This window comes from Oceanibium sediminis, from assembly GCF_003265325.1.
Classification (GTDB): domain Bacteria; phylum Pseudomonadota; class Alphaproteobacteria; order Rhodobacterales; family Rhodobacteraceae; genus Halovulum; species Halovulum sediminis.
Genome location: NZ_QGNX01000004.1, coordinates 398722 through 421143, shown reverse-complemented (window position 1 = coordinate 421143; position 22422 = coordinate 398722). Strand labels below are relative to the sequence as shown.

23 protein-coding genes are annotated in these 22422 nt (G+C 65.6%); 22 read left to right on the top strand and 1 reads right to left on the bottom strand.

The genetic code is table 11. The features are described 5' to 3' along the window. The first annotated feature begins 1 nt into the window (after position 1). The 19 genes from DJ029_RS13145 to DJ029_RS13060 all read left to right on the top strand — a co-directional run bounded on the left by DJ029_RS13145 (position 2) and on the right by DJ029_RS13060 (position 17957). On the top strand, positions 2-1603 hold the full coding sequence (locus DJ029_RS13145; protein ID WP_112322925.1) for a putative B6 ABC transporter ATP-binding protein: 1602 nt from the start codon (positions 2-4) through the stop codon (positions 1601-1603). Continuing rightward, the gene (locus tag DJ029_RS13140; protein WP_112322924.1) at positions 1600-2694 is read left to right on the top strand and encodes a putative B6 ABC transporter permease subunit 2; all 1095 of its coding nucleotides are present in this window, start codon (positions 1600-1602) and stop codon (positions 2692-2694) included. The genes DJ029_RS13145 and DJ029_RS13140 overlap by 4 nt, the downstream gene beginning before the upstream one ends. Before the next feature lies 1 nt (position 2695). Then, positions 2696-3631 (top strand): putative B6 ABC transporter permease subunit 1, encoded by a 936-nt coding sequence (locus DJ029_RS13135; RefSeq protein WP_112322923.1) that lies wholly within the window; start codon positions 2696-2698, stop codon positions 3629-3631. Between the two features lie 38 nt (positions 3632-3669). Continuing rightward, on the top strand, positions 3670-4476 hold the full coding sequence (pldA, locus tag DJ029_RS13130; protein ID WP_112322922.1) for a 4-pyridoxolactonase: 807 nt from the start codon (positions 3670-3672) through the stop codon (positions 4474-4476). A 16-nt stretch (positions 4477-4492) separates the two neighbouring features. Beyond that, positions 4493-5674, top strand: a complete 1182-nt coding sequence (gene ppaT / locus DJ029_RS13125) for a pyridoxamine--pyruvate transaminase (protein WP_112322921.1) — start codon at positions 4493-4495, stop codon at positions 5672-5674. Between the two features lie 43 nt (positions 5675-5717). Continuing rightward, the gene (pldH, locus tag DJ029_RS13120) at positions 5718-6461 is read left to right on the top strand and encodes a pyridoxal 4-dehydrogenase, SDR-type (RefSeq protein ID WP_112322920.1); all 744 of its coding nucleotides are present in this window, start codon (positions 5718-5720) and stop codon (positions 6459-6461) included. A gap of 117 nt (positions 6462-6578) precedes the next feature. Then, entirely contained in the window at positions 6579-6704 is a 126-nt protein-coding gene (locus DJ029_RS22415; protein WP_258165090.1) for a hypothetical protein, read from the top strand. Positions 6705-6737: 33 nt separating this feature from the next. Further along, positions 6738-6875: a hypothetical protein gene (locus tag DJ029_RS21750; RefSeq protein ID WP_157966371.1), complete on the top strand. Its 138-nt coding sequence runs from the start codon at positions 6738-6740 to the stop codon at positions 6873-6875. A 313-nt stretch (positions 6876-7188) separates the two neighbouring features. Beyond that, positions 7189-8745: an ABC transporter substrate-binding protein gene (locus tag DJ029_RS13110; RefSeq protein ID WP_112322918.1), complete on the top strand. Its 1557-nt coding sequence runs from the start codon at positions 7189-7191 to the stop codon at positions 8743-8745. Between the two features lie 73 nt (positions 8746-8818). Then, positions 8819-9745, top strand: coding sequence for an ABC transporter permease (locus tag DJ029_RS13105; protein WP_157966370.1), 927 nt, complete (start codon positions 8819-8821; stop codon positions 9743-9745). Continuing rightward, complete coding sequence (locus DJ029_RS13100; RefSeq protein WP_112322916.1) at positions 9742-10458, top strand: PIG-L deacetylase family protein; 717 nt, start codon at positions 9742-9744, stop codon at positions 10456-10458. Before DJ029_RS13105 ends, DJ029_RS13100 begins: the two co-directional genes overlap by 4 nt. After that, positions 10458-11339, top strand: coding sequence for an ABC transporter permease (locus tag DJ029_RS13095; protein WP_112322915.1), 882 nt, complete (start codon positions 10458-10460; stop codon positions 11337-11339). Before DJ029_RS13100 ends, DJ029_RS13095 begins: the two co-directional genes overlap by 1 nt. Continuing rightward, positions 11336-12340: an ABC transporter ATP-binding protein gene (locus DJ029_RS13090; protein ID WP_112322914.1), complete on the top strand. Its 1005-nt coding sequence runs from the start codon at positions 11336-11338 to the stop codon at positions 12338-12340. Before DJ029_RS13095 ends, DJ029_RS13090 begins: the two co-directional genes overlap by 4 nt. Continuing rightward, entirely contained in the window at positions 12337-13164 is an 828-nt protein-coding gene (locus DJ029_RS13085; protein WP_112322913.1) for an ABC transporter ATP-binding protein, read from the top strand. The genes DJ029_RS13090 and DJ029_RS13085 overlap by 4 nt, the downstream gene beginning before the upstream one ends. Further along, a complete protein-coding gene (locus DJ029_RS13080) occupies positions 13164-13853 on the top strand; it encodes a GntR family transcriptional regulator (protein ID WP_112322912.1) in 690 nt (229 codons plus the stop codon). Before DJ029_RS13085 ends, DJ029_RS13080 begins: the two co-directional genes overlap by 1 nt. A gap of 10 nt (positions 13854-13863) precedes the next feature. Further along, the gene (locus DJ029_RS13075; RefSeq protein WP_112322911.1) at positions 13864-14646 is read left to right on the top strand and encodes an SDR family NAD(P)-dependent oxidoreductase; all 783 of its coding nucleotides are present in this window, start codon (positions 13864-13866) and stop codon (positions 14644-14646) included. Positions 14647-14658: 12 nt separating this feature from the next. Next, complete coding sequence (locus DJ029_RS13070) at positions 14659-15798, top strand: mandelate racemase/muconate lactonizing enzyme family protein (protein WP_112322910.1); 1140 nt, start codon at positions 14659-14661, stop codon at positions 15796-15798. A gap of 47 nt (positions 15799-15845) precedes the next feature. Next, positions 15846-16694, top strand: a complete 849-nt coding sequence (locus DJ029_RS13065) for an aldose 1-epimerase (RefSeq protein ID WP_157966369.1) — start codon at positions 15846-15848, stop codon at positions 16692-16694. Between the two features lie 90 nt (positions 16695-16784). Next, entirely contained in the window at positions 16785-17957 is a 1173-nt protein-coding gene (locus tag DJ029_RS13060) for a mandelate racemase/muconate lactonizing enzyme family protein (RefSeq protein ID WP_112322908.1), read from the top strand. A gap of 23 nt (positions 17958-17980) precedes the next feature. On the opposite strand, the gene DJ029_RS13055 is transcribed toward DJ029_RS13060, so the two are convergent. Continuing rightward, positions 17981-19006, bottom strand: a complete 1026-nt coding sequence (locus DJ029_RS13055) for a LacI family DNA-binding transcriptional regulator (protein ID WP_112322907.1) — start codon at positions 19004-19006, stop codon at positions 17981-17983. Positions 19007-19262: 256 nt separating this feature from the next. On the opposite strand from DJ029_RS13055, the gene DJ029_RS13050 reads away from it, so the two are divergent. The 3 genes from DJ029_RS13050 (at position 19263) to DJ029_RS13040 (ending at position 22422) form a co-directional block, all read left to right on the top strand. Continuing rightward, positions 19263-20300, top strand: coding sequence for an ABC transporter substrate-binding protein (locus DJ029_RS13050; RefSeq protein WP_112322906.1), 1038 nt, complete (start codon positions 19263-19265; stop codon positions 20298-20300). Positions 20301-20362: 62 nt separating this feature from the next. Further along, a complete protein-coding gene (locus tag DJ029_RS13045; protein WP_112322905.1) occupies positions 20363-21169 on the top strand; it encodes an ATP-binding cassette domain-containing protein in 807 nt (268 codons plus the stop codon). Next, positions 21166-22422, top strand: coding sequence for a sugar ABC transporter permease (locus DJ029_RS13040; RefSeq protein ID WP_112322904.1), 1257 nt, complete (start codon positions 21166-21168; stop codon positions 22420-22422). The genes DJ029_RS13045 and DJ029_RS13040 overlap by 4 nt, the downstream gene beginning before the upstream one ends.

Below are 22422 nucleotides of genomic sequence, written 5' to 3'. Positions count from 1 at the left end.
GATGGCACAGCCTGCCAATGCAGCCGAAACCCTGTCCCCCTCCGGGGGGGCAGAACTCGTCGGCCTCGTCAACGTCACGAAACGCTTTCCCGGCGTCGTCGCCGTGGACGATGTCTCGCTCGCCATCAACGCGGGCGAAGTCCATGTCCTGCTCGGGGAAAACGGGGCGGGCAAATCCACGCTCGTCGGTATTCTCGCCGGGCTGCAGGAACCTGACGAAGGTCATCTTTCGGTGAACGGAAAACGGACGCGGCTGGCCAGCCCCTCCGCGTCGCTGGACGCCGGTATATCAACAGTGTTTCAGCATTCCATGCTGGTGCCGACGCTGAGCGTGTTGGAGAACCTGATACTGGGCGCGCCATGGTGGCAATCCTCCCATCGCGCGGGGGTCGAGGCGCGGATGGACGAGTTGAAGCGCGATTTCGCGTTGTCCCTGCCGCTCGATGCGCGCACCGGGGATCTTTCGCTCGGCCAGCAGCAGCAGATCGAGATCGCGCGCGCCCTGCTGCGCGACAGCCGGGTCCTTATCCTGGACGAAGCGACCTCGATGCTGACCCCACAGGGGGCCGAGGAATTGGGCGCGCGGATGCGCCAACTGACCGACAAGGGGCTTGCGGTGATCTTCATCACCCACAAGCTTTCCGAGGCCTATCACTTCGGCCACCGGATTTCGGTCCTGAAGCAGGGAAGGCTTGCAGGGCAACTCGCCCCCGAGGCCCTTTCGGCGCTTTCGGAAGCCGAGGCGATCGAACAGGTCGTGACCATGATGTTCGGGCGCAGTTCCGATTCTGCCGAACCGATCCGGCGCAAGACGACCGCGACCGCGCAGATCGTCCTGTCTGTCGAGGGGCTCTGCACCGAGGGGGACAACGATGTCCTCGGCCTCGACCGCATCACGCTGGACCTGAAGGCCGGGGAAATCCTCGGCATCGCCGGGATCGACGGCAACGGCCAGAAGCAACTGGCCGAGGCGCTTGCCGGGCAGCGGCCGGTGACCTCGGGCCGCGTAAGCTTTGACGGCGCTGACATTACCGGGCTGAGCGTTTCCGAACGCCGCCGCCGCGGGCTGCGTTACCTGACCGATGACCGGCTTGAAGAGGGCACCGTCGGGGCTTTCGCCGTGGCGGAGAACACGGTGCTGAAAGACATCGGCGAGCCGCCGTTCTGGGTCAGCGGCATCGAGCGACCCGCGCGGATCGCCGACCATGCGCGTGACCTGATCAAGCGCTTCGCGGTGTCCACGCCGAGCGAGGCCACGCCGATCGGCCGGCTTTCGGGGGGCAATATCCAGAAGGTGCTTCTTGGACGCGAGCTGACCGGGGAAGCCAAGGTCGTGGTGTTCAACAAGCCGACATATGGGCTGGACCTGCAAAACATCGACGCCTCGCGCGACAGGCTTGGGGCAGTGGCGGCCGACGGCACCGGGGTGATCCTGATCTCGACCGACCTTGACGAACTCATGGCGCTTTCCGACCGCATCGCGGTGATCGAGGGCGGGCGCATTCACGGCATCATCGAAAACGACGGCACCGGCGAAGCGCTGCGGCTGCGTATCGGCCGCCTGATGGCGGGCGAAATGGACAAGGAAACGGTCGAGGTATGAGTATGGCAGACGAAATCGCCGCATCAGCGGCGCCTGAGAACGGTGCCGGGCCGAGGCAGGGCCGCAGCGCCTTCCAGCGTCTTCTGACCGTGACCATCGGGCCGATCGTCGGGGCGTTCCTCCTTTCGGCGGTGATCCTGCTTCTCGTCGGGGTGAACCCGCTAACATATTACGGGTATATCCTGGAACGCGGTCTCCTGTCGGGGCTTGGACTCGAACAGACGGCGACCCGCATGGCGCCGCTTCTTTTCCTGGTGGCGAGCCTGATCATCGCCTTTCGCTCGGGGATTTGGAACCTCGGAACCGACGGGCAGTTCTTGCTTGGCGCGGTGGCAGCGGCGGCGAGCGCCCCGCTGCTGGTCGGGGTTCTGCCGGGGTGGCTGGTCCTGGTCGTCGGCTTCGTGCTGGCGGCGATCGCAGGTGCAATCTGGTCGGTCCTGCCGGCAATTCTGAGGGCGTACCAGGGCGTGAACGAGATCATCACCACGCTGATGATGTCGTTCCTCGGTGTGCTCATGGCATCGACGCTGGTGAAGCTGGTGCTGCTGGATCCTGGTACCACGGTCCCCCAGACCCGCACGCTGCCGGTCGCGGACAGGTTGCCGCGCCTTTTCGACACCTCGATTTCCTCGGGGCTGATCTGGGGCCTTGTCGCGGTCGTGGCGGTTCACCTGATGATGACCCGAACATCCTTCGGCATGCGCCTGCGCGTCGTCGGGGCCAACCCGGCGGCGGCGACCCACGCGGGCCTTTCGGTGCCGCTTCTGACCGTCGCGGTGTTCGGACTTTCGGCGGGGTTCGCCGGTCTGGCGGGTGCTGCGGACATTCTTGGTGTGCAGGGAAACGTGCGGGCCGACTGGAACCCGGCGTACGGCCTGATGGTCATTCCGCTTGTCTTCCTCGCGCGGTTCAACGGCTATGCCTCGATCGTTCTGGTCTTCTTCTATTCCGCGTTGCTCATTGGTAGCGAAAGCGCGGCGCGGCGCCTGGGCGTGCCGCAGGATTTCACCCTCGTCCTCGTTGCCTCGCTGCTGATCTGTCTCGGGCTGGGCGAATACATCGACCACAAGAAGAGCCGGAAGGAACGCTGACATGGACGCCTTGCTGACGGACGCCTTTCTGTCCTCATTGCTCACCGGGGCCATCGTTGCCGCAATTCCGATCCTGCTTGCCGGTCTTGGCGAGCAGATGTCGGAAAAGGCGGGTGTGCTCAACATCGGGATCGAGGGCATGATGCTGATGGGGGCCTACATTGGCTTCCTGGTCGCCTTTGAAACCCATTCCATCTGGCTCGGGTTCCTGGGCGGGATCCTCGGGGGCATGATGGTCTCGGCTATCATGGCGTTCCTGTGCGTGCGCCTTGGCCTGAACCAGATCGTCATCGGGATCGGCCTTACAATCGGGGCAGAGGGGCTGACAGCGCTTCTGCACCACTTCCAATTCTCGCGCACCTATCCGCGGCTTCCCGCGCCGGTGCGCGTGGATGTTCCGGGGCTGACGGACCTGCCAGTGATCGGCAGCTCGCTTTTCGGCCGGCATCCGATCGTCTACCTCGCGCTGCTCGGGATGATCGTGCTGGCGCTGCTTTACAGGCGCACCAACCTCGGCATGACCCTGCGCGCGGCGGGCGAGAAACCCTCGGCCCTTGACGTCGCGGGTGGCAGCGTCGGGCGTCTGCGGGTCGCGGCAGTGATGTTCACAGGGGCCATGGCCGGCTTGGGCGGGGCCTACTTGGCCAACATCGGCGCCGGGTTGTTCTTGCCCTTCATGACCGGCGGCGCGGGCTTCATCGGCATCGTGCTTGCCATGCTGGCGCGCGGACGCCCGCTGTGGGTGCTGATCGGTGCGCTGATCTTCGGCGCCGCGCTTTCGCTGACCACGGCGCTTCAGGTCGCCGGCTCGAACATCCCGACTGACGTGATCCAGATGCTGCCCTTCGCGGCGGTGATGCTGGTGCTCGTCCTGTTCGGTCGCCGCGCGAAGCTGCCTGCGGCCCTCGGGATCGCCTACGAACGCGGGGCGCGCTGAACGCGCCCCGCAAGACACTCAACAGGAAGGAGAATCCAATGCCCGACAACAAGGTGTATCTGCTCGACGGGGGCACGCTGGTGCTCGACGGTTTTCACATCTGGTGGAACAAGGGGCCCGGCGGCGAAGTTCGCTTTCCAGTTTATTCCGTGCTGGTGGAGACGCCCAAGGGCCGCTTCCTGGTCGATACCGGCTTCGACTACGACCACGTGCAGCGGGCGCTCGCCTTCGAAAAGCCGCAACAGACTCAACAGCAGACCATTCCCGGTGCGCTGAAGCTTCTGGGCCTTGAGCCCAAGGACATAGACGTCGTCTTCAACTCGCATTTCCACTTCGACCACGTGGGAGGCAACAAGTTCTTCCCCCATGCGAAGAAGATTTGTCACAAGCAGGAACTACCGCAGGCGGCCGACTGCGAGGTGTTCGAAGCTCTCGGGTATTCGGATCTCGGCTTCTCGACCGAGGTGGCCGAGGCGCGCGGCGCGACCGATCAGCTTACCGCCGGCCAGACAGCCGCGAACACGAAATACGACCTTATCGAGGGCGATGTGGAACTCGCCCCCGGGGTCAAGCTGATCTACACGCCCGGCCACACCATTGGGCATTACTCGCTGCTGGTCGAATTCGACAACCGCCGCCCGCTGCTGCTGACGCTGGACGCGGCCTACACCAAGAAAAGCTACGACCACGACATCAACGCGGGCTTCCACATCGACCCGGTGGCCGGTGTCCGCTCCATGCGCCGGCTGAAGCAGATCGAAGCCGATCTCGATGCCGAGGTGCTGTTCTCGCACGATCCCGAGAGCTTCGCGAACTACCGGACCGGCGTGAATTTCTACGGATAACAACAAGGAGGATCTTATGCGTTACGCAGAGACAAAGCCGCCAGTGCTGACACTGACGGCAGGGCCGGTCGATGCCTATCCGGAGGTGCTGCGCGCCCTTGGCACGACCGTGCTCTATGATTACGACCCGGCGTTCCAGGCCTTCTTCGAGGATGTGGCCCGGAAGGCTCAGGCGGTTCTGGGCACGGACACGCCGCCGCTGATCCTGCAGGGCGAACCGGTCCTGGGGCTGGAGGCCGCCGCTGCCTCGCTCATCGCGAAGGACGACGTGGTGCTCAACCTCGCCTCCGGCGTCTATGGCAAGGGGTTCGGCTATTGGGCCGCGCGTTACGCCAAGGAGCTGCGGGAAATCGAGGTGCCCTACAACGAAGCGATCGATCCCGAAAGCGTGCGCAGCTTCTTGGCTGAAAACCCGGATGTGAAGGTGGTGTCGGTCTGTCACCACGATACGCCGTCGGGCACGATCAATGACATCAACGCCATCGGGGGCATCGTCGCCGACGCGGGGGCGCTGCTGATCGTCGATGCGGTGTCGTCCTTCGGCGGCATAGACGTGAGCCCTGCCGACTGCAAGGCGGCGATTTTCGTGACCGGCCCGAACAAGTGCCTCGGCTGTCCGCCGTCGCTCTCGCTGGTCGCGGTGTCGGATGCCGGATGGGAAAAGATCGAGGCCAACCCGGATGCGCCCTTCGCCTCCATGCTGTCGCTCAAGGACTGGCGCCACGCCTGGAAAAAGACCGAGGCCTTTCCCTTCACGCCATCCGTGGCAGAAATCAACGGGCTGAACGCGGCCCTGGACCTCTACCTTGCCGAAGGCGACAGGGCGGTCTGGGCACGGCACGCGCTGACCGCGGCGGTCTGCCGGGCCGGGATCACCGGAATGGGGCTGGAAATCTGGGCCGCGCGCGAGGAGATCGCCTCGCCGACGACCACCTCCGTGAAGATGCCCGAGGGGATAGACGCGGCCCCGGTGTTGGCCGAGACGCGGGCGCGCTACGGCGTTTCGCTGTCGGCCGGACGGGCCGAGACGCTCGGGAAGCTTGTCCGCGTCGGTCACATGGGCCCGACTGCTCAGCCCGCTTACGCGCTTGTCGCCGCCGCGGCCCTTGGCGGGGCGCTGAAGGCGCTCGGCGCGGACGTGGACGTGGGTGCGGGACTGGCCGCGGCGCAGGCGTACTGGGACCAGGCAATCGGATAACGGCCGGGGCATCGCGCCCCGAAGTTCACAAAAGGACAACGACATGAACGCGAAACTTCAAGGCAAACTGGCCGTCGTCACCGGCGCGGCACAGGGTATTGGCAAGGCGATCGCCCGGCAGGTGGCGGAAGATGGGGCCACGGTGGTGATCGCCGACAGGAACGGACCGGGGGCAGAGGCCGCAGCGGCCGAAATCGGACATGGCGCGCGCGGCATGAGATGTGATGTGTCGAGCGAGGCGGACGTCGCCGAGCTTTTCGACACGGTCGCAGAAGGCAAGGCCGTCGATATCCTGATCAACGCTGCCGGGATCGTTCCATTCATTTCCTGGGACGAGGTCGATCTGGCGCATTGGCAGAAGATCCTCGATACCAACCTGACCGGCGTCTTCCTGACCAGCCGCAAGGCGACCGACATGATGCGCGCGGAAAAGAAGCCGGGCGTGGTGCTCAACATCTCGTCCAACAGCTTCTTTGCGGGCACCCCCAACATGGCCGCCTATGTCGCGTCGAAAGGCGGCGTGATCGGTTTCACCCGGGCTCTTGCGACCGAGATCGGGCGCGCGGGCATACGTGTGAACGCGTTGACACCGGGACTCGTCGACAGTGACGGGGTCAAGGGCAGCCCGCATGCGGACAGCTTCGACTTCGTCGAGATGCTGCAGGCGATGCCGGGCAGGGGGCAGCCGGAGCATATCGCGAAGGTGGCCTCGTTCCTCGTGTCTGACGATGCCGAGTGGATCACGGGCCAGACGATCAACGTTGATGCGGGTATGGTTCGGGTCTGATCCCACGATCCCAACGTCAAGACCGTGACACGCGCGGGGCGGGCATGTGCGCCCCGTGCGGACCAATGGCACGTCAATTGGCAGGCCATCGCGGGCATTGAACTTTCGGAATTCCTGATGCTCGGCATCGTGGCGCTCGGCGCCGGTATCGAGGGTGGGTTCCTGGCCGGTCTGCCCGGCGCCATCGTCTACGCTGTCACCGGCTACGGAACCGAGGGGCTGCCGACATCCTCGGTCAGCTAAGTTAACATCGCGGCGGCTGCTGTCATCGTCCCGATGATCACGACATTCGCGAAGGTCAGCGTGAAGCTTGTCCATACCATCCCGCCGCGAGCCCAGCACCTGGCGTTCGGTGGCTTCCTTCTGCAGACGTCTGCCCTGATGTTCCACGACCTCTACTCGCAACAGGCATAGCGATGCGCTGCCGTCCCGGCACCGATACCCTTGGCTCCGGGAAACCTTCGCCGCGATCTGCGGGCCAATTGCGCCAGCTCATGACCGCGGGTCGTGTGAGCACTTCCTCCCCTCGAAGGTTTTCCGTTTCGGGTGACCGATGTACCGGTAACGCCCGGTGTGACGGCTTTGTTGTCGGGCCTCGGGTAGCCGAGGCCCTGCTGCATGGCAGCCATTGGTTACAGGGGCTTTGGATGCTTGACTACGGTATACCGTATGCGGTATCGCTAGGCCTGCCACCATAGATGGCTATCGACGACAGGGGAATAACAACATGAACGAACACGATAAAACCGGGCGCCTGCAGGACATGCGCCGCCGCTCCTTCATGAAGGCTGCGGCCGCTGCTGGGTTGAGCCTGCCCGCAACGATTGGGCTGAGTTCCGTCGCCGGGTTACGCGCTTTCGCCCAAGGGACTGCCACGGGGACGCTCACTTTCGGCAACGCCGAGCCGCCGACCTCGAACTACTGGGATCCCGCAGCGGGTTTCGGCCTTGTCGACGAACAGGTCGCCTCGCTCGTCCATGACACCTTGGTCGCTTTCGACGAGAAGGGGGCGCTGACACCCTGCCTCGCGACCGAGTGGACCTTTGTTAACCCGCAGCTCGTCACCCTGACCCTGCGCAGCGACGCGACCTTCCACGACGGTACCCCCGTCACAGCCGAGGATGTGAAGGCCAGTATCGACCGGCTTGGCGACGGCGCCTTGCCCCAGTCCATGGTGGCGACGCCGGGAATCAACGTCACCATTGTCTCGCCGACCGAGATCGAGGTGAACTCGCCCCAGGCGTTCGGTGTCGTGATGTCTGCGCTCGCCTTCATCAAGGTCCTGCCGAAGGCGAATATCGCCAATCCCGACAATTTCGCCAATGGCGCCTTGGGCAGCGGGCCCTACCGCTTTGTGTCTTACAACGGCACCGACGTGACGCTGGAAGCCAACCCCGACTACTGGGGCGGTGCTCCAAACATCGCCACCGTGATCTTCCGCTATATCGAGGATGCGCAGGCCCGCATCAACGCGCTGCTCTCCGGGCAGGTTGATATCCTGACGCGAGTTTCCTCCGAGGATATCGCCCGGATCGAGGGGAACGACGCTTTCTATACCACCACCGTCTCGCCGCCGGCGCAGATCGTAGGGATCTACCAGCACAACGGCCCGCTGGGGGACCTGAAGGTCCGCCAGGCCGTCGCGCATGCGATCGACCGCGAGGGGATCGCGGCCAGCCTGATGCGCGGGCTGAACCCGGTGGCGCAGTCGTCGATCCCGACCAACGCGCCCTATTACGAAGAACTTGAGACGCGCTTTGAGTACGACCCTGAAAAGGCGCGCGCGCTTCTGGCGGAAAGCGGCTATCCCGACGGCGTGACGCTCAGGATGTCCACCTCGACGCTGGTGCCCAACCAGATCGAGATCGACCAGGTTATCGCCGCCTCTCTGCAGCAGGTCGGGATCACCGTGGAGGTCGAGCGGCTGGAGGTCGGTGCGTTCCGCTCGTCCTACAACACCTACGACATCAGCCTGAACACGCTTGCGTCGTTCAACAACGATCCGGACTTCATCCTCGGGTTTTATACCGGCGGGACGGCGGAAGCGGTGTTCCATTACAGCGACGCCGAATACGAGGCGCTGCATGCCGCGCAGCGTGCGGCCGGGCCGGATGAGCGTCAGCAGGCGGTTACCGCCGCCGCCAGGTACTTGTGGGAGAACCAGGTCACGCTCTACCTGAGTGACGAGGTCTGGTACTCCATCGTCAGCAAGCGGGTCGAGGGATATGCCCGCGCGCCGCTGGTCGGTGAGCCGCTGGTGTCCGACGCCCGCATCGTCGGCTGACGGGCACGTCTCTCCCCGCTCCGGGCGACGGCTTTTGGCCGCGCCCGGGGCCCGATCGAAACAGGGGTCTGCGATGTGGTCCTATGCATTCCGGCGCTTGCTGCAATCCGCGATGATCGTCCTGATCATTGTCGTGTCGGTGTTCATCGTCATGCGGCTGTCCGCGGGCGATCCCGCGCGCTTGCGCGCGCCGGTCTTTGCCCGCCCCGACGTGATCGAGCAGTACCGGCGGGACTTCGGCCTGGACCGCAGCCTGTTCGAGCAGCTCGGTAGTTTCCTTGGCGGTCTGTTGCGCGGTGACTTCGGCACGTCGTTCCGCTTTCAAGCGCCAGTCACCGACCTGATCATGGAGGCATTGCCGCGCACGCTGCTCCTGGCGGGGTGCTCGCTGGCGATTTCGCTGAGCGTGGCGGTCGTGCTCGGCTCGCTGGCGGCGATGCGTCCGCGCTCGATCTGGAGCTGGCTTTCCGGGGCGCTCGCGGCGTTCGGGCAATCGGCGCCGGTCTTCTGGACCGGGGCGGTCATGGTGATTGTATTTGCGGTCATCCTCGGCTGGTTGCCGCCGGGCGGATACAACGGCGCGTCGAGCCTTGTCCTGCCAGCCATCGCGATTTCGCTGTCCATCCTTCCGACCCAGTTGCGCGTGCTGCGCGCGGCAATGGAATCGACCCTGCAGGAGGAATACATCGCCACCGCGCGGGCGTTCGGCATCAACCAGTGGCGCATCACCTTCGTTTATGCGCTTAAGAACGCCATCCTGCCCTTGCTGACCGTCGTCGGTGTCGATGTCGGCTACCTGCTGGGCGGCGTGATCGTGGCCGAGGTCGTCTTCGCCTTCCCCGGTATCGGAGAGCTGGCGCTCACGGCGCTGAAGTCGCGGGATTACCCGCTTATCCAGGGTATCACGATCGTCACCGCTTCGGCGTTCGTCGTGGTGAACCTGTTGATCGACATGATCTATTTCTGGGTCGATCCCCGTATAAGACAGGAGCATTCATGAATATTCTCGCCATCGGGGCCCATCCCGACGACATCGAAATGCAGTGCGCCGGGACGCTCGCGCTCTATGCACGGATGGGGCACAAGGTCTTCATGGGCATCGCGACGAATGGCAATGTCGGCAGCCCGGACCTCAGCCGGGACCAGATCGCCGCCGTCCGCCTGAAGGAGGCAGAGGCCGCCTGCGACGTGATCGGGGCCGAGCTGATCTGGATGGACTTCGACGATGAGTGGCTGTTCAACAACCGCCCGACCCGCAGCCGCTTCATTGACGCTATCCGCCAGGCCAAGCCGGACGTTATGTTCATCCATGGCCCCACGGACTACCATCCGGACCACCGGATCGCCGGGCAGATCTGTGAGGACGCGCGCATTCCCTCCTCGGTGCGGCTGGTGGAAACAACGTTGCCCCATGTGGAGCAGATCCCGCACCTGTTCTACATGGACAACCCCGCCGGCATCGATTTCCAGCCCGAAGCCTATGTTGATATCTCCGCGGTGATCGACATCAAGCGCGAGATGCTTCTGAAGCATGCCAGCCAGGACGCTTGGCTGCGCGCGATCTACGACGACGCTTCGATCACGGACCTGATGGAAACCAACGCGGCAGCGCGCGGGGCGGCGATCAGCGTCGCTTACGCCGAAGGCTTCCGCGAGGTAAAGACCTTTCCGCGCACGGGCTCGTTCAGCCTGCTTCCGGGGTTTGGTATCTGATGAGCGGCGCAAGCAGCCTTCAGCCCGCGTCGGGCGCCCTGCGGTCCCGCCACCCCGGCCTTGCAGGCAACCTGCCTCTTTGGTCGGGCGGGGTACTGCTTGCGGCGATTGCGCTGGCGTCCCTTTTCGCGCCGCTGCTCAGCCCCTACGGGCCGAACGATATCGACCTGCGCGCGGTGCGCCTGCCGCCCTCTGCCGATCATTGGCTCGGGACGGATGCCGTCGGGCGCGACCTCGGCACACGGGTTCTGTACGGCGGGCGCACGTCGCTGATCGTGGCCGGAGTCGGGATGATCGGCTCGCTCACGGTGGGTTCGTTCATGGGGATGCTTGGCGCGCTCGGCAGCCGCCCGGTGCGCTGGGCTGTGGAGCGGGCGATCGATATCCAGCTTGCCTTTCCCTACGTGCTTCTCGGGGTTGCGATCACATCTGTTATCAAACCTTCGGTGCCGGTTCTGATCCTGCTGATGGTGCTGGCCGCCTGGGCGGGGGCGGCGCGGATCGTGCGCGCCATCGCCATGCAGGAAAGGGGCAAGGACTACGTGAAGGCTGCCGGTGTGCTCGGGGCGTCGAAGGTCAGGATCGCGCTCAGGCACATCTTTCCTTCGGTCGTGCCCAGCCTCATCGTGCTGGCGGCGATGCAGATGGCCGCGATGATCGTGTTCGAGGCGACGCTGTCCTTCCTCGGCATGGGTGTGCAGCCCCCGACACCGTCCTGGGGCGGGATCATGCTGGACGGCAAGAACTACATGACAAGCTCGTGGTGGCTGACGGTGCTGCCCGGTCTGGCGATCGTGCTGACCTCGCTCAGCCTGATCCTGATCGGCGACGGGCTGGAACGGCGCCGCAATTCCGCGCGTGCTGGGGAGAGCGAAGAATGAGCGATAGCCCGAAACCCGTGCTGGAGGTGGAGAACCTTTCCGTCCGTTTCCCGTCCCAACGCGGAGAGGTCGCGGTGGTCGATGGCCTGAGCTTCCAGCTTCGCGCCGGTGAAAGCCTTGTCATCGCGGGGGAATCCGGTTCCGGCAAGTCCATGGCCTGCCGAACGCTTCTGGGGATCACGCCGGATTCCTCGCGCGTCGATGCCGACCGGCTGGACTGGAAGGGGCAGGGGCTTCTGGCCCTCGACCGGGCCGGGTGGAACGCGCTGCGCGGAGCCGAGATCGCGATGATCTTCCAGGACCCCGCCGCGGCGCTGAACCCGCTGATCACCGTCGAGACGCTGATCTCGGACGCCATTCGCCAGCATCGCGGCGGCACCCGCGCCGAGGTGCGCGCACGCACGATAGAGGCGCTGTCCCGTGCTGGCTTCCCCGAGCCGGAGTTCCGCATGAAGGCGTTTCCCGGCGAACTCTCCGGCGGTTTGCGCCAGCGGGTCGCCATCGCGCTGGCGCTATCGTGCGAGCCGTCACTGATCATCGCGGACGAGGCGACGACAAACCTGGACGTCTCGATCCAGGCGCAGATCGTGGAGCTGTTGCGCTTCTTGCAGGCGGACCTGGGGCTGGCGCTGATCTTCGTCACCCACGACCTGGGCCTGGCGCGGGAAATCGGCGGCGACCTGATGGTGATGTATGCCGGGCAGGCGGTCGAGTACGGCCGCGTACCCGAGGTGCTTGAGGATCCCTGCCATCCCTACACGCGCGGGCTTCTGCGTTCGGCCCCGACCATGGCGTCGGATCGAAACACGCCGTTGCAGCCGATCCCCGGCACGGCGCCACGCCCCGGAGAGGCCGCTGGAGGTGCCCCGTTCCGCGCCCGCTGCCCGGTAGCGATGGAGCGGCTTTGCGAAAGGGAAAACCCCGGCTGGACAAGGGTCAGCGATACCCATCGCGTGGCCTGTCACAGGTTCGCCGCTGAAGGGCGGGGAGGGGTGCAATGACGCCGATATTCGAAGCGATAGGTGTCAACCGCACCTTCACCCTCCGGCGCGGGGGCAAGGTCAGCCGGATCCGCGCGGTTCAGGACGTGTCCCTGCAACTCGACCGGGGAGAGATCGTCGGCCTTGTTGGCGAAAGCGGATCGGGCAAAACGACGCTGTCCCGGATCATGATCGGGATCGAACGGGCCGACAGCGGCGAAATCCGCTACCAGGGCCGGGCCGTCGAGCCGAAGAAGGGATTCGCCGCGCTGCGCCGCGAGGTGCAGTACGTGTTCCAGGACCCCTACAACGCGCTCTGCCCGACGATGCGCATCGGCGATGCCCTGGCCGAGCCGCTGATCATTCACCGGATCGCCGGGCGCGCGGAACGCAAGCAGCGGGTGGAGCGGATGCTCTCCATGGTGGGCCTGCACGCCGATATCGCGCGGCGGCTGCCGCGGCAATTGTCAGGCGGCCAGAGGCAAAGAGTGAACCTTGCGCGGGCTTTGATGCTCGAACCCAAGGTGCTGATCTGCGACGAGATCGTCTCGGGGTTGGATGTCTCGGTGCAGGCTCAGGTTCTGCAATTGCTACTGGGGCTTCAGCAGGAACTTGACCTCTCCATGCTCTTCATTTCGCATGACCTGCGCGTGATAAAGTACCTGTCACAGCGGGTCTACGTTATGTATCGGGGCCAGGTCGTCGAGCAGGGCGCGACGGAAAAGGTTTTCAGCGCCCCGTCACACAGCTACACGCAGAAGCTTCTACACGCGATCCCCGGCAGGGAGTATCCGGTCCCCGCTGGGGCGCAAGGCCGAAGCGAAAATGCCGGAGGGACTGGATAGTGGAACGCAAACCCCTGACTGCCGCACGCTCGGCGCTGACCCCCATCAAGAAGACCAGGACGGCCGCGGAAGAGGTCGAGGAGCGTCTGATCCTCGCGATCGCGATGGGTGACAAGGCCCCGGGTGAGCGCATCACCGAGGCCGAGATCGCCCGCGCCCTTGACGTCAGCCGGGTTCCGGTGCGCGAGGCGATGCAAAAGCTGCTGCTGCGCGGCGTGCTGACGGAGAGCGGCCAGCGCGGCCTGCGGGTGCTGGATTATTCCGGCAAGTGGATCGCCGAGGTGTTCGAGCTTCGCATGGCGATCGAGCGGATCATCTTTCAGCACGTCATGGCGGTGGAGGACCGCTCCGCCCTGATCGAGGACCTCGAGCGGATCGTTGCGCGGATGGCGGCTGTCGGGGAGTCCGCCGACCCGGTGTCGCTGTCCTCGGCCGACCTCGAGTTTCACCGCACCGTTGCGCGCCATGCGGGCAGCAAGTTGACCGCGCAAATCTGGGAAGGGCTGGCGCAGCATCTCATGATCGTCTTCTGCCGGGACTGGAGCCGCGCGCCGAACCGGGCCGGCGAGGTGCAGCTGCACGAAGAGTTGGTCGCGTACCTGCGCAACGGGTCGATCGACGATCTGGACGAGGTGCTGCGTTATCATTTCTCCGGGCCGGGCGTCCGCCCGCCGGCAGAGAGTTCTTGAAGGAAAATCGATGACCAGGCAACAATCTGACCGTCGCGCGGTGGTGACCGGCGCGGCGCGGGGCATCGGCGCGGCAACCGTCCGTCGGCTGGCGCATGACGGGGCCCGGGTGCTGATCGCCGACATCGATGCCGGCCCGGCCAGGGCCGTGGCCGAAGAGATCCGCGCCGAGGGGCACGAAGCCCTTTGGCACCAGGTCGACATTGCGGACGAGGCGTCGGTCGCGTCCCTGGCTGCGCGCGTCGGCGAGGTGTGGGGCGGCCTCGACGTGCTGGTGAACAACGCCTCGATCCTTGACGGCACGCCCCTTGATGAGCTGACCCGCGCGCGCTTCACGACGGTTCAGCAGGTCAACCAGGACGGCGCACTCTGGGTTTCCATGGCGCTGCGCCCCTGGCTGGCGCGCTCGGCCTCCCCGCGCATCGTGAACCTTTCGTCAATCCTCGGGATGCGGGGGCAGGTGGATGGGCTGGCCTATTCGGTTGCAAAGGGCGGGGTCATCAACATGACCCGCTCGCTGGCCGTCGAACTGGCGCCCGAGGGGATCGTCGTGAACTGCATCTGCCCCGGTTTCATCGACACACGGATGGCGCAGCTGCCGGACGGCAGCGGTCACGAGCACGAAACCGACTGGTTTCGCGACATCTACCTCAAGTACGGCCGCCTTCCGCTGCGCCGCGCCGGGCAACCCGAGGATGTGGCCGACGCGATCGCCTTTTTCTGCGGCGAGGATTGCCGCTACGTCACCGGCCAGGTGCTTCTGGTGGACGGTGGCTTGTCAGTAACTTTTTGAACGGATGGACCTGTGAAGATTAAAGACGTCAAAGCGCTCGGATTGTCCGGGCAATCGCCGAAGGGCGGCTGGTCGAACGAGATCCGGCCCGCCGATGCGATCCACGCCTTGATCGTGGTCGAGACGGAGTGTGGCGAGATCGGCCTCGGCAGCGTGTTCACCGACGCCCGCCTGGTGGAGGCCGGGGTCGAGGTCCTGCGCCCGCTTCTGGTCGGTGAATGTGCGATCGAGCCGATGCGCGTCTCTGAAAAGCTGCACCAGAACACCTTCTGGATGGGGCGGGGCGGCACCCTGACCCATACGATCAGCGGCATCGACATGGCGCTTTGGGACCTGCTCGGCAAGGCCACGGGCCAGCCGGTCGGGCGGCTTCTGGGCGGCACCTACCGCAAGCGGGTGAAGGCCTATGCCTCCATCCTGATGGAAGAGCCCGATCTGATGCGTGAGCGGGCGGCGGAATACGCCGGAAAGGGGTTCCGCGCGATCAAGATCGGCTGGGGGCCGTTCGGGCGGCGCAACGATCCGAAGCTTGACGAGGCGATCGTGCGCGCCGCGCGCGAGGGCGCGGGCGATGGCTGCATGCTAATGGTCGATGCCGGGGCGTCCGACGCCTATTGGCCCAACGGTCTGAAATGGGCGATCAACACGGCCGCGATGCTGGCCGATCACGACGTCATCTGGTTCGAGGAGGCGCTGCCGCCCGACGCGCTGGAGGATCACGCGGCGTTGCGCGCGCAAAGCCCGGTCGCGATCGCCTCGGGCGAGTGCCTGACGCGGCGGCAAAGCTACCTGCCGTGGTTCACCGCGCGCGCCCTCGACGTGGTGCAGCCCGATGTGACCAAGGTCGGCGGCATTTCCGAGCAGATCAGGATCGCGCATATGGCCGAGGCCTTCGGCATCCGCATGATCGGCCACGGCTGGAACACCGCGCTGGGCCTTGCGGCGGACCTGCAGATCGCCGCCGCCCTGCCGCAGACCGACCTGGTCGAGTATATCGGCGGCTCGCCTTACGTGGACGATATCAAGCGCGGCGGCTGGCAGCTTGACGAGGATGGCATGCTGCCCGTGCCCGATGCGCCGGGTCTTGGCATCTCGCTGGATCTGGAGGCGCTGTCGGCGCTGACGCCGGACCTGGGGCCGCTGGGGCGATGAGCGGGGCGTCCGCGCGTGCTGTGTCTTTGCGCGCGGGCGATCTGGCATTGCAGCTCACGCCCGGGGCCGGGGGCTCGGTCGCGTCGTTCCGGCATCGCGAGTTCGATCTGATGCGCCCGATGGACGCGCCGCCGGGGCAGCACCCGCAGGCGCTCTCCGCGGGCATGTTCCCGATGGTGCCCTTCGTCAATTGCCTGCGGGAAAACCGCTTCAAGGTCGACGGGCAAGCCTATGAGGTTGCTCCGAACATGGGGGACGCGCGTCTGAACTTCCACGGCTCCGGCTGGACGCTGCCCTGGCAGGTTGAGGCGCAGGGCGATGCCGACGCCGTGCTGACCCTGTACAGTGGCAAGGCCGATCCGGTCTTTGCCTACCGCGCCCGCCAGCGCTTCGCGTTGTACCCCGATCGGCTGGAGGTGACCTTGAGCGTCGAGAATACCGGCGAGCGGCGCATGCCCTTCAGCCTGGGCCTGCACCCCTGGTTTCCGCGCCACGGCAACGCACTGGTACGCTTTGCCGCAAAAGGGGTGTGGTTCACCGACGACGAGGGGCAGCGCGGGACTTTCGCGCCCTCCCCGGACGGGGCGGACTTCGGCCGGTTCCGCGCGATGCCGCGCAGTTATCTCAACGACTGCCATGCGGGTTGGGACGGCAAGGCCGAGGTCTGCTGGCCGGACGCGGGGATCCGCCTGACGATCTGCGCCGACAAGGGCCTGAGCCACCTGATGGCGCATGTCCCGGCACACCAGTTCGACACCTTCTGCCTCGAGCCGCAGAGCGCGCCGCCCTGCGGGTTCGACGGGCTTGACAGGGCGGAGGCCCCGCCGGGGGTGTTCCTGCTGACGCCGGGCGCTGAGGCGCGCGTCCGCGTCGTGTTCTCGGTAGCGGATTATTGACATTTGGTATACCGTATGCGAAGTATCCTGAAAGGCGCGATGCTTAAAGAAAACCATCGCGATTTCAAAGGCTAAAGGAAGCTCCCCCCGATGAAGATCGAAAGCGTCGACCTGTTCTATCTCTCCATGCCCGAGGTGACGACCGCAGCGGACGGCAGCCAGGACGCCCTGGTCGTCCGGGTGCGGGCCGGGGGCCTGGTCGGCTGGGGGGAATGCGAAGCCGCGCCTTTGCCCTCCATCGCGGCGTTCGTCTGCCCGATGTCCCATGGCGCCTGCCGCCCGGTCTCGGACGCGGTGCTGGGCGAGCGGGTGGAGGATGCCTCCGACATTTATCGCATCGCGGCCAAGATCGAATACGACAGCATGGACCTGTTGCAGGCCCCGCACGTTTGGTCCGGCATCGAGATGGCCCTGTGGGACCTGCTGGGAAAGGCGCGGGACGTGCCGGTCTGGCACTTGCTGGGGTATCGCGCGAACCATCGCAAGACGCCCTATGCCTCGGTGCTGTTCGGGGCCGATCCGCAGGAAACCCTGCGCGCGGCGCAGGCCATTCGCGACAAGGGCTTTCTTGCGGCGAAATTCGGCTGGGCGCCGTTCGGCGACTCGCTGGCCGGGGATGAGGCGCATGTGGATGCGGCGCGCGAAGGGCTGGGCCCCGACGCGGTGCTGCTGGTCGATGCCGGGCAGGTGTTCGGCGCCGATGTCGCCGCCGCGCAGGCGCGCCTCCCGGCGCTGGCGCGTAACGGCGTGACCTTCCTTGAAGAGCCGTTCCACGGATCGGCCTTCGCGGCCTACGGGGAACTGGCGTCCCTTTCGGGCGCGGTGGCGATTGCCGGGGGCGAGGCGGCGCACAATGCCTTCATGGCGGAAAACCTGATCGCCTTCGGCAAGGTCGGGGTGATCCAGATCGATTGCGGGCGGATCGGCGGGATCGGCCCGGCGAAACGGGTTGCCGATTTCGCCGCCGCGCACGGGGTGCGCTACCTGAACCACACGTTCACGTCGAACCTGGCGCTCAGCGCCTCGTTGCAGCCCTTCGCCGGGGTGGAGGCGTTCGACCTGTGCGAGTACCCCGCCGGGTTGCAGCCGCTGGCCCGGGATCTGACCCGCCAGTCGTTCGAAATCGGCTCCGACGGCCGTATCGCGGCCCCCGACGCGCCGGGCCTCGGTATGGACGTGGACGAGGCGGTGCTGTCCGCCTACGGCGTCGATGTGGAGATCCGGGTCGGGGGGCGCGTCCTTTACACCACCCCCGGGATCTGAGGCGGGCAAGGGGGCCTTCGCGGCTATCCTTCTCGCCGTGCCAAGGGCGCCTGGAAGGGCCAGAGCTTGCAGGGGATCAGGACCTGTTCATGGGACAGGTCCGTCTTGCCGATCAGCTCGAACGCCCGCGTGAGCATGGCAGAGACGTCCTGCTCGACCATGCCGACGTTGCCGGGCAACAGGGGCCCGAATGGGTCCCAGTCAAAGCAGCCGTACCGGATTTCGTCGCCGCCCCGGGCCAGGCCGCTGTGCCAGCGCACGACCCCTTCGAGTGAGATCGTCGAGTTGACGAAAATCCCCGCCGGCCCCTCGGGGTGGAAGTCCGCCAGTGCGATGGCGGCCTTTTCGGCGGAATAGCCGGTGGCCATGATGTAGCTTTGGGGCACCGCGATGCCCCGCTTCCGGTGCTCGGCGAGGAACCCCTCAAGGCGGGCGGAAGTGTTGTGATCCGCCAGCCGCCCGCCGACGAAGCGCAGGGGGCCGCTCCAGCCCAGCTCCTTTTCGCAACGATCAAGGATGAGCCCGGTCAACTCCTGCGCCGCGGAATAGTTGTCCGAGATGACGGATGGGGCCAGCGTGCCCGGCAGATCGAGGTTGATCGACTGCACCCCGGAGGCGTCACAGAACGCCGAAATGCGATCCGGATCCGTCGCCCCGGTCGAGATCAGGCATTCCGCGCGGTAGGACACAAGCTCCTTTGCTGCCTCGAACTCCAGGTCGGGGTCGCGCTGGGTGCAGGTGACGACCGGAAAGAAGCCCCTGGCGCGCGCCGTCGCCTCGAATTCCTCGGCGATCTTGCCGAAATACCGGTTGTCGTATTTCGGGACGATCATGCCGAGGATGTTGGAGCGTTCGCGCCGCAACAGGCTGGCCTGCACGTTCACCGAGTATCCCTGTTCCTCGGCAAGGCTCATCACGCGCTCGGCCAGCTTGCGGCTGATTCGCCGCTTTTCCCATGTTCCGTTCAGCACAGAACTGACCGCGCTCGGCGATGCCTCGGCGAGCTTGGCGAGATCGTAGATCGTTGTTCGTTTTGCGTCTTTTGACATCGCAGCGCTTCGGGACCTCTCAGCGTTTTCTACAGGCTTTCAGGAATCATCTTGACCGAGATCAATCGATGGAGCAACATATGCGCAATCGATGGAGCATATAACCGTCGATAGCGCATACGCTGTGATGCGTTGGGAGGAGGACAGTTTAGACCCTGGGTGGCCCGAATTGACGGGCGGCTCTCGATCCCGCGTTTCTTCCCGACCGTTACGGACCGCATGAGCGGGCGCTTATATGGTTTGGAGGAGCAAACACATGACCAAGACAACTTCCATTGCGGCAGCATCTGCGCTGGCCGCTGCCTTGTTCGCCTCGGCTGCGACGGCGCAGACCGTGGCTTTCCTGATGCCCGACCAGGCATCCACCCGGTACGAAGAGCATGACTGGCCCGGCTTCCAGGCCGCCATGGGGGAGCTTTGTCCTGATTGCACGCTGATCTATCAGAACGGCAACGCGGACGTCGCCCTGCAGCAGCAGCAGTTCAACTCCGTCATCGCGCAGGGCGCTTCCGTGGTCGTCCTGGATCCGGTGGATTCCGCCGCCGCCGCCGCGCTGGTGGAAATCGCCCGGTCCCAGGACGTGAAGGTCATCGCCTATGACCGCCCGATCCCGGATTCGCCTGCCGACTTCTACGTGTCCTTCGACAACGAAGGCATCGGCTATGCCATAGCGCAGTCGCTGGTCGAGCATCTTCAGGCTGAGGGCGTTCCCGAAGGCTCGGGCGTGCTTCAGATCAACGGCTCGCCCACGGATGCGGCTGCGGGCCTGATCCGCGACGGGATCGACCGTGCGCTGGACGCGTCCCCCTACACGACCCTGTCCGAGTTCGACACGCCGGACTGGGCGCCGCCCAAGGCGCAGGAATGGGCCGCGGGCCAGATCACGCGCTTCGGTGACGAGATCAAGGGCATCGTCGCGGCCAACGACGGCACAGGCGGCGGCGCGATCGCAGCGCTCAAGGCGGCCGGCATGGACCCGCTTCCGCCCGTGACCGGCAACGACGCGACCATCGCGGCGCTGCAGCTGATCATCGCCGGGGACCAGTACAACACGATCTCCAAACCGTCCGAGATCGTGGCCGCCGCGGCTGCCGAGGTTGCCGTCATGCTGTTGAATGGCGAGACGCCCGAAGCGACCACGACGCTCTACAACACGCCGTCCCAGCTGTTCGTGCCGGCCGTCGTGACGCAGGAAAACATCAAGGCTGAGATCTTCGACGCCGGGATTCAGTCGGCGAGCGAAGTCTGCACGGCCGAATACGCCGACGCCTGCGCGGCCCTCGGGATCGAGTAAACAGCTCGTGCGCGGCGCCGGTTCCCCGGCGCCGCGCCTCTTTTACGCGGGAGGAGGAAGTCATGACACTAGAAGCCACTGGACCCGGTGACGGCGAACCAATCCTGCGTCTCAGGGGGATCGGCAAACAGTTCGGCGCCGTGACCGCCCTCGAGGACATCGAGCTTGACGTCCATGCCGGAGAGGTCGTCGCGCTGGTCGGCGACAACGGCGCGGGCAAATCCACGCTGGTCAAGGTGCTGGCGGGAGTCCACCAGCCCACCTCGGGCACCATTGAATACCTCGGGCGGCAGGTGACGCTGGACACGCCTGGCAAGGCGCTGGAAATGGGCATTGCGACGGTCTTTCAGGACCTGGCGCTGTGCGAGAACCTGGACGTCGTCGCCAACCTGTTCCTCGGTCACGAGATTTCGCCCTGGCGCATGGACGAGGTGCAGATGGAAGTCCGCGCCTGGACTCTTCTGCAGGAACTGGCCGCGCGCATACCTTCGGTGCGCGAACCCATCGCATCGCTGTCCGGCGGGCAGCGCCAGACCGTCGCCATCGCTCGCTCGCTGCTGCTCGACCCGCATATCATCATGCTGGACGAGCCGACCGCCGCGCTTGGCGTGGCGCAGACGGCCGAGGTGCTGAACCTGATCGAGCGCGTCCGCGACCGGGGTCATGGCGTCATCCTGATCTCTCACAACATGGAGGACGTGCGCGCGGTCGCGGATCGCATCGTCGTGCTGCGTCTTGGAAAGAACAACGGTGTCTATACCGCCGACACGTCGCACCAGGAGCTCGTCTCGGCGATCACGGGCGCGAGCGAGAACTCCGTCTCGCGGCGGGCTGCGCGCAAACTAGAGGAAGTGGGGGAAGACAAATGACACAGGACACCCAGAAAAGCGCCCCCGGCCTGCAGCTTGACCGCGCCGACACGCGCGTGCGCCATGACGCCGGCCTGTCCGGGGCCCTGCGCGGCTTCGTGGACCAGGTCCGTTCGGGCGATCTCGGCATGTTGCCCGTCGTCATCGGCCTGCTGTTCATCTCCACCGTGTTCAGCGCGCTGAACCCTGTCTTTCTCGCGCCGAACAACCTTGTGAACCTGCTTTTCGACGCCGCCGCCGTGGGGCTTATCGCGCTTGGCGTGGTCTGTGTCCTGCTGCTGGGAGAGATCGACCTCTCCATCGGGTCTATGAGCGGCCTCGCCTCGGCGATCACCGGGGTCCTATGGGTCAACTCGGGGCTTCCGCTGCCGATTGCCATCCTCGCCGTTCTGCTGACGGGCGCGCTTGTCGGGCTGGTGTACGGCTACCTGCGCAACCAGTTCGAGATGCCGAGCTTCGTCGCCACGCTGGCCGGGCTGCTCGCGCTGCTGGGCTTGCAACTCTACATCCTGGGGCCGACCGGGTCGATCAACATGCCCTTCACCTCGCCGCTGGTGCGCTTCGGGCAGATCCTGATCATGCCGGCGTGGCTGTCCTACCTGCTGGCCATCGCGCCGGGGGCGTTGCTGGTTTACGGCGGTATGCGCCGGAACCAGCAACGCAGCGCGGCAAACCTGTCGTCGCAGGGGATGAGCGTGGTGATCACCAAGGCCATCTTCCTGACCGTCGCGCTGGTGTTCGCGGTCTACTACCTTGAGCAGGGGCGCGGCGTGCCCTGGATGTTCGGCGTCTTCGTGCTGCTCGTGCTCATCCTGAACTACGCCTTGACCCGCACGAAGTGGGGGCGGTCGATGTTCGCGGTTGGCGGAAACGCCGAAGCCGCCCGCCGCTCGGGGATCAACGTCAAGCGCATCCGCCTGACCGCCTTCGTCGCCTGTTCGACCTTTGCCGCCCTTGGCGGGGTGTTCGCGGCGGCGCGCCTCGCCTCTGCCAGCCAGCAGGCGGGGACCGGGGACGTCAATCTCAACGCGATCGCCGCGGCGGTGATCGGGGGGACCTCGCTCTTCGGGGGGCGCGGTTCGGCCTGGTCTGCCTTGCTGGGTGTTCTGGTCATCATGGCGATTTCCAACGGGCTGACGTTGCTGAACCTCAGCTCATCGCTGCGCTACATGATCACCGGCGGGGTCCTTGCCATCGCCGTCATCGTCGACTCGCTCGCCCGCCGCTCGCGCGCAAGCCACGGCCGTGCATAA

What these genes read in the sequence shown, in the direction of transcription:
- DJ029_RS13145 (WP_112322925.1), top strand. Translation starts at nt 2, where the DNA reads ATGGCACAGCCTGCCAATGCAGCCGAAACCCTGTCCCCCTCCGGGGGG.
- DJ029_RS13140 (WP_112322924.1), top strand. Translation starts at nt 1,600, where the DNA reads ATGAGTATGGCAGACGAAATCGCCGCATCAGCGGCGCCTGAGAACGGT.
- DJ029_RS13135 (WP_112322923.1), top strand. Translation starts at nt 2,696, where the DNA reads ATGGACGCCTTGCTGACGGACGCCTTTCTGTCCTCATTGCTCACCGGG.
- pldA (WP_112322922.1), top strand. Translation starts at nt 3,670, where the DNA reads ATGCCCGACAACAAGGTGTATCTGCTCGACGGGGGCACGCTGGTGCTC.
- ppaT (WP_112322921.1), top strand. Translation starts at nt 4,493, where the DNA reads ATGCGTTACGCAGAGACAAAGCCGCCAGTGCTGACACTGACGGCAGGG.
- pldH (WP_112322920.1), top strand. Translation starts at nt 5,718, where the DNA reads ATGAACGCGAAACTTCAAGGCAAACTGGCCGTCGTCACCGGCGCGGCA.
- DJ029_RS22415 (WP_258165090.1), top strand. Translation starts at nt 6,579, where the DNA reads ATGCTCGGCATCGTGGCGCTCGGCGCCGGTATCGAGGGTGGGTTCCTG.
- DJ029_RS21750 (WP_157966371.1), top strand. Translation starts at nt 6,738, where the DNA reads ATGATCACGACATTCGCGAAGGTCAGCGTGAAGCTTGTCCATACCATC.
- DJ029_RS13110 (WP_112322918.1), top strand. Translation starts at nt 7,189, where the DNA reads ATGAACGAACACGATAAAACCGGGCGCCTGCAGGACATGCGCCGCCGC.
- DJ029_RS13105 (WP_157966370.1), top strand. Translation starts at nt 8,819, where the DNA reads ATGTGGTCCTATGCATTCCGGCGCTTGCTGCAATCCGCGATGATCGTC.
- DJ029_RS13100 (WP_112322916.1), top strand. Translation starts at nt 9,742, where the DNA reads ATGAATATTCTCGCCATCGGGGCCCATCCCGACGACATCGAAATGCAG.
- DJ029_RS13095 (WP_112322915.1), top strand. Translation starts at nt 10,458, where the DNA reads ATGAGCGGCGCAAGCAGCCTTCAGCCCGCGTCGGGCGCCCTGCGGTCC.
- DJ029_RS13090 (WP_112322914.1), top strand. Translation starts at nt 11,336, where the DNA reads ATGAGCGATAGCCCGAAACCCGTGCTGGAGGTGGAGAACCTTTCCGTC.
- DJ029_RS13085 (WP_112322913.1), top strand. Translation starts at nt 12,337, where the DNA reads ATGACGCCGATATTCGAAGCGATAGGTGTCAACCGCACCTTCACCCTC.
- DJ029_RS13075 (WP_112322911.1), top strand. Translation starts at nt 13,864, where the DNA reads ATGACCAGGCAACAATCTGACCGTCGCGCGGTGGTGACCGGCGCGGCG.
- DJ029_RS13060 (WP_112322908.1), top strand. Translation starts at nt 16,785, where the DNA reads ATGAAGATCGAAAGCGTCGACCTGTTCTATCTCTCCATGCCCGAGGTG.
- DJ029_RS13055 (WP_112322907.1), bottom strand. Translation starts at nt 19,006, where the DNA reads ATGTCAAAAGACGCAAAACGAACAACGATCTACGATCTCGCCAAGCTC.
- DJ029_RS13050 (WP_112322906.1), top strand. Translation starts at nt 19,263, where the DNA reads ATGACCAAGACAACTTCCATTGCGGCAGCATCTGCGCTGGCCGCTGCC.
- DJ029_RS13045 (WP_112322905.1), top strand. Translation starts at nt 20,363, where the DNA reads ATGACACTAGAAGCCACTGGACCCGGTGACGGCGAACCAATCCTGCGT.
- DJ029_RS13040 (WP_112322904.1), top strand. Translation starts at nt 21,166, where the DNA reads ATGACACAGGACACCCAGAAAAGCGCCCCCGGCCTGCAGCTTGACCGC.